Origin of the sequence: Myxococcus sp. CA005 (assembly GCF_006518205.1) — a bacterium.
In the GTDB taxonomy this organism is placed as follows: Bacteria; Myxococcota; Myxococcia; order Myxococcales; family Myxococcaceae; genus Myxococcus; species Myxococcus xanthus.
Genome location: NZ_SRLV01000107.1, coordinates 17,947 through 27,276 on the forward strand (window position 1 = coordinate 17,947; position 9,330 = coordinate 27,276).

9 protein-coding genes and 2 tRNA genes are annotated in these 9,330 nt (G+C 63.8%); 4 read left to right on the forward strand and 7 right to left on the reverse strand.

Going from position 1 to position 9,330, the window contains the following annotated elements; translation table 11 throughout:
• Positions 1-32: 32 nt before the first annotated feature.
• Both FMQ63_RS32400 and greB read right to left on the reverse strand, forming a co-directional pair.
• Positions 33-980 (reverse strand): hypothetical protein, encoded by a 948-nt coding sequence (locus FMQ63_RS32400; RefSeq protein ID WP_026114160.1) that lies wholly within the window; start codon positions 978-980, stop codon positions 33-35.
• Positions 981-989: 9 nt separating this feature from the next.
• Entirely contained in the window at positions 990-1,520 is a 531-nt protein-coding gene (greB, locus tag FMQ63_RS32405; protein ID WP_011553233.1) for a transcription elongation factor GreB, read from the reverse strand.
• 191 nt (positions 1,521-1,711) lie between these two features.
• Here greB and FMQ63_RS32410 point away from each other — a divergent pair.
• A tRNA-Lys gene (locus FMQ63_RS32410) sits at positions 1,712-1,784 on the forward strand.
• 23 nt (positions 1,785-1,807) lie between these two features.
• Positions 1,808-1,880 (forward strand) — tRNA-Glu (locus FMQ63_RS32415).
• A 129-nt stretch (positions 1,881-2,009) separates the two neighbouring features.
• Here FMQ63_RS32415 and FMQ63_RS32420 read toward each other — a convergent pair.
• The 4 genes from FMQ63_RS32420 to FMQ63_RS32435 form a co-directional block, all read right to left on the reverse strand.
• On the reverse strand, positions 2,010-3,164 hold the full coding sequence (locus tag FMQ63_RS32420) for a protein kinase (protein ID WP_011553232.1): 1,155 nt from the start codon (positions 3,162-3,164) through the stop codon (positions 2,010-2,012).
• A gap of 153 nt (positions 3,165-3,317) precedes the next feature.
• Positions 3,318-5,108 carry a serine/threonine-protein kinase gene (locus FMQ63_RS32425; protein ID WP_011553231.1) on the reverse strand — a complete coding sequence of 597 codons (1,791 nt, stop codon included), beginning with the start codon at positions 5,106-5,108 and terminating at the stop codon, positions 3,318-3,320.
• Positions 5,105-5,968 (reverse strand): DUF2381 family protein, encoded by an 864-nt coding sequence (locus tag FMQ63_RS32430; RefSeq protein ID WP_011553230.1) that lies wholly within the window; start codon positions 5,966-5,968, stop codon positions 5,105-5,107. The genes FMQ63_RS32425 and FMQ63_RS32430 overlap by 4 nt, the downstream gene beginning before the upstream one ends.
• A gap of 227 nt (positions 5,969-6,195) precedes the next feature.
• Complete coding sequence (locus FMQ63_RS32435) at positions 6,196-6,495, reverse strand: hypothetical protein (protein WP_020478584.1); 300 nt, start codon at positions 6,493-6,495, stop codon at positions 6,196-6,198.
• Between the two features lie 163 nt (positions 6,496-6,658).
• On the opposite strand from FMQ63_RS32435, the gene FMQ63_RS32440 reads away from it, so the two are divergent.
• Together FMQ63_RS32440 and FMQ63_RS32445 are read left to right on the forward strand one after the other, a co-directional pair.
• A complete protein-coding gene (locus FMQ63_RS32440; protein WP_011553228.1) occupies positions 6,659-7,714 on the forward strand; it encodes a hypothetical protein in 1,056 nt (351 codons plus the stop codon).
• A 106-nt stretch (positions 7,715-7,820) separates the two neighbouring features.
• Positions 7,821-8,042 (forward strand): hypothetical protein, encoded by a 222-nt coding sequence (locus tag FMQ63_RS32445; protein ID WP_141276866.1) that lies wholly within the window; start codon positions 7,821-7,823, stop codon positions 8,040-8,042.
• 139 nt (positions 8,043-8,181) lie between these two features.
• On the opposite strand, the gene FMQ63_RS32450 is transcribed toward FMQ63_RS32445, so the two are convergent.
• Positions 8,182-8,523 carry a hypothetical protein gene (locus tag FMQ63_RS32450; RefSeq protein ID WP_141276869.1) on the reverse strand — a complete coding sequence of 114 codons (342 nt, stop codon included), beginning with the start codon at positions 8,521-8,523 and terminating at the stop codon, positions 8,182-8,184.
• Positions 8,524-9,330: the final 807 nt, after the last annotated feature.

Sequence of the window (9,330 nt, forward strand, 5' to 3'; positions counted from 1 at the left end):
GGATCAACCCTGTAGCATGAGCGGCCGTCCGTTCAGTGCGCCACGACAGGCGCGAGCGGATCATATCCAAGCAGCTCCGCCACCCGCTCGGGCGGCGGCCCCGGGGGCATCCGCTCCCAGGGAAAGCGCCGCTGGAGTGTCTCCTCATCGAGCGTGAGCTGCCGCCGGGCATCCAGTTGGAGCGCGTCATCCCACGTGTTCGCATCGAAGTGCAGCCCCAGCCGCGAGCTCAGCGGAGACACCATGGGCGAAGGCTTGAAGGCCACGGCCTCTCCGTGCTCGTCCCGCATGCAGTGCAGCTCCACCGCCCACGCATGGAGCCAGCGCGGCAGGTGCCGCCCCGCCTGACGAAGCGCGAGGAAGCGGCCCTGCGCGGCGCCATCCACGAAGAGGAAGCGGCGGTCATAGACGCAGGCGGCGGCGAAGGTGGACGGCGTGAGGGCCAAGGCCTCGGTGCCGATACGGCGGGCCATCAGCAGGAGCACGTCCAGGATGTGGCCGGCGAGCTTGAGCCCGGGGTGGTTCTGCCCGGGCAGCGGAGGCCGGTTCCAGTCGAAGGCGCGCCCCGGGTTCTGGAGCAACAGCGAGTCCAGGTACAGCAGCGGCGTGGCGGCGAGCGCGTCACCGAGCCCCACCTCCGCCCCGGTCGTCCGCCGCAGGTCCAGGTCCGCCACGGGGACGTAGAACCGCCTGCTCCACAGGATGATGCGTGGCCGGTACGGGTCCGTGCACACGACGCGAAGCTCCAGCGGCCCCACCCGCTCCTCGACGCGCTGGAACAGCCCATAGGCACGTAGGGCCCGCTCCAGGCCCTGGGGGCTGTAGGTGCCAAAGACGAGGTCCCCGCGGGAGGCTTCGGCGCTGCCCAGCCCCAGGTCTTCCAGGGTCATCCCCGCGCTCTCGGAAACGGCCAGGTCCGGCCCGCTCAGCGCCTGATAGATGCGACGGTAGCGGGGGTTGATGGGCTGAATCCGAGGCATGGCTTCCACCTATTCGTAGCGGATGTCCACCACCGTGAGTTCGATGTCCCCGCGCGGCCGCCGCACCTCGACCGAGTCTCCCACGGCCTTGCGAAGGAGCGCCCGCCCCATGGGGGATTCGACGCTGATGCGCCCGCCCGAGGCGTCAATCTCGTCGGAACCCACGATCTGGTAGGTGCTGCGGCCGCCGTCCTCGTCCTCCAGGCTCACCGTCGCCCCGAAGAAGACGCGGGAGCGGTCGGTCTGCTCGGCGGGCGTGACGATGGTGGCGGTGTCCAGGCGCTTCTGGAGGAAACGGAGGCGGCGGTCGATTTCGCGCAGGCGCTTCTTCCCGTAGATGTACTCGGCGTTCTCGGAGCGGTCGCCCTGAGCGGCGGCAGCGGAGACCTCGGCCGTCACCTTGGGGCGCTCCTCGTTGAGAAGGTGGACGAGCTCGCGGTGCAGGCGCTCGGCGCCCGCCCGGGTGAGGTAGCGGCGGAACGGGGCCCGCTCGGCGTCGTCCTCGGTCTCCTGTTCATCCGGATGTACGTCCTGGGACATGGTTCCTGTATATCGCCCTGGGGTGACACGCGGCGAAGGGCGCTGGCCCTGACGTTCACCGGAAAGCGGTCGGGGCGTGTCAGAAACAGCCCCATGCGCTCGCCAGTGGAAAGCGTCGCCGAGTGCTGGTAGGAAGCGCCTGCCCCGGGGGCTTCCGGGGTGGTGGCGAAAAATTTAAAAAAGAATAGTGCGAGTCGCTAGCTCAGCTGGTAGAGCACCGGCCTTTTAAGCCGAGGGTCGGGGGTTCGAGCCCCCCGCGACTCATGTAGTTGAAGTGAAGGTGTGCTGTCCCCGTCGTCTAGAGGCCCAGGACGCTGGCCTTTCAAGCCGGTAACACGGGTTCGAATCCCGTCGGGGACACTGTAAAAACGCGGGGTTGGACGGATCAAACCGTCCAACCCCGTTTGTTTTTGGCCGCTCCGTGTTGTTCCTTCGCGGGCCAACGCAGCCTGTTTCCCGACTGCGTCGACTGGCTCAGAAGCACATCAATCACGCCGTCGTCACATTATCCGGCTTGCGCTTGCCGCGACCGCGAGGCGGCAGGGTCGCCATCGAATCCAGCGCCGCTTCTGCCTGAGCAGGCCGAGACTTCAGCTCGGCTGCGGCGTCGGCCTTCGCGAAAGTGCCGCCAAGCCAGGCCGTCAGGTCGGCCGCCAACTCCCCCGCCGACTGGTAACGCTCCCGAGGGGCAACCCGAAGTAGCCGGTTCAGCGTCACTCGCAGGCCCTGGGGGAGCCCTTCGGTCATTGCGTCTACGTCCGCAACCGTCAGTGTCGCCGCGCGCCAAATTGCGTCGGCCACCAACGGCGGCGCCCCTGCGAGCGTAGCCCGCTTGACCGCCCGAGCAACCCGCCGACGCTTCTTCGTGGGCAACGAGGCCATGACGTCGGGCGTGATGTCGTCCGGGCAGAAAAGCAGGTTCTTCCCCGTTGCCAGTTCGAGCAGCACGACGCCCAGCGTGAAGAGGTCGGCGCGGGCGTCGACGCTCCCTCCGAGCAGCATCTCCGGTGATGAGTAGAAGTGGTCCCCCAAAGGGCCGCGCGCGGATGAAGCTACGCGCCCCGGCAAGTCGGACAGCGCGAGGCCGAAGTCGGCGAGCTGAACCGTCCCGTCCCAGTTGACGAAGATGTGCTCAACGTCAACGGCTCGATGAACGATGTTTAGCGGCCGTCCCTGCTCGTCCTTCGCGGCGTGCGCGTGCTCAAGAGCCGCTGCGACCTGCGCCCCGACATAGAGCACGAAGAGCGGCGAGAACCATCGCTGACTCTCACCAACGAGCGTCAGCAACTCATTCAGGGAGTGGCCGTCCGGGTGCTCCGTGCTGACGTACCAATAGCCCTCGACCTTGTGCAGCCCATGAACCTTGAGGATGGCCGGGTGCTTGAGGAAGGCCGCAAGGCGAACCTGCTCGTCGAGCTTCGCGCGCGCACGCATGACCCGGGCGCCGTCCGTTTCCGATGGAGCCGGAACCGCCTTGAGCAGCACCTTCCCACGCGGCGCGCCGGACGCGGCCCGCAGCCTCGCTACGAACAGGGACATCCCGTGGTGAGCCGGCCCTAAGTCCTCGCGGTACTCGTAGCCGACTCCGCCCGCCGAAAAGAGGATCGCCCCCCGTGGGATCTTGAACTCGATTGCCTTCGACATGCCGTTGCCCCTCGTGTGCGAACTCGCAACCAACGCGACGAGGAAAACGCTACCTGCGGCATCCGGTTGAGGGAACGCCCTCACAGGTCATGGGGTCAAAACGGCGCGTTCGGCCCGAAGTTGACCTCCTACCTATTACGTCTTTCGCGACGCTCAGGGCCAACGGTCTACGACGTAGCCGCCACCTAAGTTGTACGCCTTCACCCTGCCATCTTCGTACCCCTTGGAAGGCGACTCGACGACGAAGCAAACCGGGCGCTCGTCCTGCCCAGGGAGCTTCACACGATCGTAGCGGATGACCAGCGCAGGCCCCTCAGAGCGGCCCATTCGATCGGAAAGGAAGTATGCCTTGCCGTAGAAGCGCGTTCCGGGAGGGGCGACCGCCCTTTGGGCTGATGGAACGCCCTTTGGAACGACCCCCATCACCTCCGCCCCCGCAGTGAACCAAACGTAGGCGTCCGTCTCATGGCGGGCATCCAAGGTGAGCGCGAAACTCTGATTCACCTTCCAGCGGAGATCCTCCTGCATCACCTCCTCCGCACCAGCCGGGCAAGTGAACGCTTCAGGTCGAATCTGGGCACTGGGGCAACCTGCCGCGAGTGCCGCAACGAGAGTCATCGTCGCGCAGTCGGCAGCAGCGGCGGCCTTCGTTCTCCCGCGTGACGGGCGTCCTTGGAGTGGGGACTCAGGTGACGGAGGCGTCTTCACGGTTGAACCTTCCTTCGGAACGGCAGTCGCAAGGCCCGTCAGCGTCATGGGCGGGGGGCTTGGTGGTGACATAGCAGGGGCAGTCGACGTGAGCGGCGCGGAATGTGGAGGGATCTGCGGGCGCGACACACCAACGACGGTCTGCGCCCCGGACTCCGTGGGTTCCCCTCGGCTGAGCAAGAAGCTCCCGGCCACGGTAAGCGCGATGAGGGCAGCCAAGCCCGCCGCGAGTCCCCACCTCTCCCGACCAGAACGCGTTGGCGACACAGGAAGGCGCGGGTTGGCAACTTCGGGCATCACCTGATCCGGCGGCTCCAATGGCCGCTGTTCGGACGGCGGATGCACCGGGGATAGGTACTCCGCGCTCGAATAGGCCAGGAGTTCGCCCAGCTCCCGGCGCAACGCCTCAGTGTCGACAGGGCGCCTTGCCGGTTCACGCGACAGGATGCAATCAACGAGGTCGTTCAGCGCTTCCGGAACACGCACGTTCAACGCACGCGCAGGAGGCGGCTTCATGACGGTGCTGTTGAGCGTAACTCGCGCTTGAACCTCCGTCGGTCGGGGGTCGGTCAGCAACTCATAGAGCATCGCCCCGACGGCGAAAATCTCGTCCGCAACTTGGAAGGCGTACTTCGCTCGCTGTTCGGCCTTGTGCTCCCGGAGCCATGTGAACTGTTCCGGCGCACGAAAGCGGTCAGTTCCCGGCGGCAAGCCCCAATCCGTCAGCTCTTCGGCCAACGAGTAGCTTGCACAGCTAAAGTCGATGATGACCGGCTCTCCATCGCTCTTCCGAATCAGAACGTTGGACAGTTTCAAATCCCGATGCAGGACACCACGGCCGTGCATGTACGAAAGCGCGGCGGAAATCTTGTCGAAGACATGCAAAACCTCCTGAACCGTGGGGTGTTTACGCTCCGCCCATTCGGCAAGGGTCCACCCATCTACGTACTCAAGCGCGAGATAGACATTCCCCTGCTCAGAGTATCCATACCCACGGTGCTTGACGATGTTCGGATGGTCCAGGAGGAGGAGGGCCGAAAGCTCCCGAAGCGTCCGTGCGTGAGTCTGCTTGTCGTCCCCACTCGAATCCCGGTGGCGCGCCAACTTGAGCGCGCATCTGAGACCGTGCTTCTCGACGAGGTAGACGACTGCAAACCCTCCGTTTCCAAGCTCCCGAACAACACTCCATCCGTCGATGGTCGTTCCAGGGGGCGGAAACAACGAAATCACGTTCATGGAGTTCCCCCGGAGACAGCCTTTGGCAACCTCACATTGGGAATCGTAAGCGTGCGACCATCTCCAACCACTTCCAAAGTGTAAACTGGGCTATTGCTCAACTGCGCTGTCTCAGCAACAGCGAGAATGCGTCCGAATCCACCTGGAACGAATGCACCTTCGTCCACTGTCACAAGCCGAGCACGCAGCGGCAAGCCGGCTCGCCCCGTCAACATAGCCTCTCGTGGCACCCAAGGTGCCCGCCCGGGATAGTTTCGAATAGTAGCATCGACTAATACCCATCCCTGTCCACGATAAGCCATCGCTGAAATTACTGAGAATCCTCGCTCCGAATCAGCGTGGAGTTTGATGGGCGTCGCCGTTACGCCTTCCTTGTCAACATACCCCAGCAGCACGAAGTCTTCGGGCCGAGGCGTTCGCGGCACGTCTACCGGGCAAGCCATATCCGCCAGCTCAGGGCGTTGAACATCAATTCGAGTGTCCACTTCGGCCGGGTCTGTGACCAGTGAGAAGGCGGCTCGCGCAGGAGCCCGGCCATCCGCGAAGAAGACCCCGACTTCGTAGCGCTCACCTTCGGGAAGGTCCGCCACGGGCTGAACGATGACGGACCGCTCACCAGCATCCAGGATGCGAATCCGCGACTCGTCGAAGGTCAGAGTCTTCCGGTTGATAGGGGCCGGGAACAGGAGAAGTGTCGGCGTGTCATGCGCGACATGGACGACAGGAAGGGGCTCTGCCGCAGCTCCAGGAACCGTGACAACACGCTCTCTCCGCATGCGGGCTGCGGCTGAAGGTTGGGCCTCCACGGCAGCGCCCCATACGAGCGCGAGAGCAAGGGCCAATCTAGACGGCTGGAGCAATGGCGCATGACCTCCCGAATCGGAAGGCTACCATCGCGGATACTCGCGCAGTGGGCCTATTTCCTACAGGCCAACACGCCCCGTGTGGCGAGCGGTCCCCCCCTGCCCCACTCTTGGCTTGTTGGTCCCTCCTATGTATGAAGGCGTTCGGGCGGCTGCGGTGAGTACGTAGTTCACGGCGTCGCGAGGTCCCAGACCAACCGCGCCGATTCCGTAGCCGCCCACTATCAGTTCGCGAGCCTCGCAACGGCGAACCCGGCCCCAAGCCCGGCAAGCAAGGCCACAACGGCGACCGTGAAGGACACGTCCCCCGCCTGCTGGCGTAACGATTCGTTCTCGGCTCGCAGCCGCGCAATCTCCGAAGCGGTTCGAATGCAGCGGCTTTCCGACAGCCAGCAGCCGCCCTCCACCTCTACGGCTGCTGTGCCTCCATCGGGGAAGAGCTGAGCGCGCTCGACGCTGATGACCTCTGAGCCCGACGCGGGAAGCGCGAGCAGTACGGCCAGCACGAGCGCGCCGAGCTTCACTTGCCGCCCCGGGAGTCGAGTTGCTCCAGGACGGCAATCGCGCCGCTTTCTCCGCGACCTGCCCAGCGGCAAGCGCTCCCGCAAGTTCGGCGCGGGCAATGGCGGCACTCCTGAATAGAATCCGCTTGATGATGGTGAAGCCACCAGCAGCCGTCAGGGCGACTTGCAGCGCAGTCAGCAGCAGCGCCAGGGTGAATGGCGCCCCAGCGGCAAGTGCGTTCGCTACCGCTCCAGCGAGGGAGACGCCAAGCACGAGGACCGCGCCGCCCCTGTCGGTATTGAAGAACGGGATGAACCCGCCACCGAACTTCCGCAGCAGGTCGACGAGCACCACCACCACCAGGGCGGCGAGCAGCGCGTAGTTCCGGCTCGTCACGGCATCGAGAAGAAGGCGCGCGAACTCCTCGAGGTTCGACCCGACTACACCAGCGTCAACCATGTTGCGCCGGGAATCGCATGGGTTGAGTTCCCGGAACTTGGCCAGCGTATCGCAAAGGCGGCGGGCGTGCCCTTCCATGGCGGCGGCCCGGAAGCGTCGGCGACCATCATCCGGGAGAGTGGGAAGCGGTCCATCGTCGCTTCGCTTCGTGCTCGCGGTACGGGGAAGAATCTGACGATGTTCTCGCGGATGCTGTTCGTGAATCCACCGGCCGATGGCGTTGCGTGGGAACAGGCTATCGGCCGGCGCCACCGTCAGGGGCAGCTCGCCGATGAAGTTGAGGTCGAGCTGTACCAGCACACCGACGAGCTTGTCGGGGCCTTCCAGAAGGCCCGCGACTTCGCCCGGTTCATCGAACAGACAGAGGGCACGCCGCAGAAGCAGAACTTCGCGACCCACGACTGTGTAAAACACCAGAGCGCTAGCGCCAACGTGCCCCCAATTTACCGCCTACGTTCTACATTGACTATTGCTGCACGTCCCTCTCACTGGTCGAGGGGGCGGAGTGACAATCATGTACTTGATACAAGGGGCTCCATTAGGCAGATTCACCTGAAACTTGCGACCATCAGACGCCTTGCATTCAACCCCACCACACTTCTCAACATTTATCACCGACCAATCAGGAACAACCGTGGCGGTCTTTCCCCCCGCCGCCTTGGTACAAGCATTGTTGGCGTGCTTCGTCCACTCAGCGTCCGCTTGATCTTCAGCCTTGGCATCTGCCGAGAAAAAGAGAATCGAGAACACTGCACCTACTACGACATGCATTTTCATTGAATCACTCCTGGGATGACATCAGTAACACGAAGCGAAGATCATGCCGTTCCGCCTTCGACAGCGTCAAGACAGATAACAGGTGCAAAACCCCTGTGGAGCATGCCAGTTGACACGTCAGCCGCAGAAACTGACACGTCAACCGGCCTCGCTACACAAGGACTCCCGATGCATCGGCCGGTGTCACCGTCAGGGGCCGCTCGCCGACGAAGTGGTGGTCGAGCTGTACCAGCACACCGATGAACCAGTCGGAGCCTTCCAGAAGGCCCGCAACTTCGCCCGGTTCATCGAAGAGACAGAAGGCACGCCGCAGAAGCTAAATTTCGGCTGAGCAGTTTGAGCAAGAGGTACTCTCAATATATGTCGACACCGTGCTGATATCAGAGAACCCCAAAGGCGCGCGGAGGGGCCTGGGCCTTTGGCTTGAGCCCTAACATCTATTGGCCAAGCGGGGACTCCGCGCCGCCCTCTCATTTCACCCCAATCTGGTCAACTATCTTCTTCTGAATACAAAGCCCATTACCGCAATCCATAACCCCAGGCGGGCAATCGGCGTTACGCGGGTCTTCAATGCAGTAGTCCGTGCTATTCGGGCAGCGGCTGCCCAAGGCGTTGGCGCATTGATTTGAAAATGCACCCATGACGCAGACACCGAGACCGTCTTTGAATGTCTTTTCTCCAGCACATACCTCCCCCTGGACACACGTCTTACCAGAGGATCCTCCGCAGCGTTTGGGGGTGACGTTCGCCGTCTTGCTTTGAGCAGCGGCAGAGAAGGCGACGAATACAACGAGCAAGAGGGTTGCTTTCATTCTTGAGGTTCCTCGCATCGATTGAACGGACAACAAGCTACAGAGGCTCAGAAGGGGGGGATTTTATTGGTTCGCCCCTTATTGCGCAGGCAGCCCCATGGCAACACTCGTGCCATTCCGACTTCCTTGTTTCTCTGGAGATGCGCGGCCATCCCCCGTTCTGAGCGTGCGGGTTGACGTGTCAGCCCCAGGCACTGACACGTCAGCGCCGCCTGTTACACGGCAGCACGACACATCTCGCCACCTGACTGCCTTCCTCATTCCTGCCCTGAACCACTCCCGGAATCCGCACACATTGACGTGGGACAGCGCACTTCGCCGCTGGCGCACCCCAAGCCGAAGGACCCACGTAACGTGAACAACGCACTGACGAAGATTGCCACCGCGCAGGCTGCGGCGGGCGCTACCTGCTCGAAGTCGAGGTCATCCGGACGAAGGAGGGCTTCAAGGGCGACTCAGCCAGCACGGAGCTGAAGGTTCGCGAGTCCGAGCCCCTCGCCGGCGGCGAGACTCCGAGCCGACCGGGCGAGACGGTCGACTACGTCGAGAACCTGAGCACGCGCGCAAAGCGAGCAAGCTCCCCGCGCTCGCCGACGCGCTCGCCTGACACCGGGCGGCGACTGATGGCGCTCTTCCGTCCGCGGACGGCCTACGAGCGCATGCAGGTACGTATCGGCGTGCAGAGAGAATCCCTCCAGGAACGCCGGGCGCGCAGGCGCCCACACGATTCGGCAGGGGCAGAACGTGCGCTTCAGTGATAGGCCATGATGCCATGTCCGGCGACTCACCCGTCCCCACCCCCGGCGG

Bases quoted from the DNA above. Each gene is read 5' to 3' on its own strand.
- FMQ63_RS32425 (WP_011553231.1), bottom strand. From the start codon at position 5,108: ATGAACGTGATTTCGTTGTTTCCGCCCCCTGGAACGACCATCGACGGA.
- FMQ63_RS32450 (WP_141276869.1), bottom strand. From the start codon at position 8,523: ATGAAAGCAACCCTCTTGCTCGTTGTATTCGTCGCCTTCTCTGCCGCT.
- greB (WP_011553233.1), bottom strand. From the start codon at position 1,520: ATGTCCCAGGACGTACATCCGGATGAACAGGAGACCGAGGACGACGCC.
- FMQ63_RS32400 (WP_026114160.1), bottom strand. From the start codon at position 980: ATGCCTCGGATTCAGCCCATCAACCCCCGCTACCGTCGCATCTATCAG.
- FMQ63_RS32420 (WP_011553232.1), bottom strand. From the start codon at position 3,164: ATGTCGAAGGCAATCGAGTTCAAGATCCCACGGGGGGCGATCCTCTTT.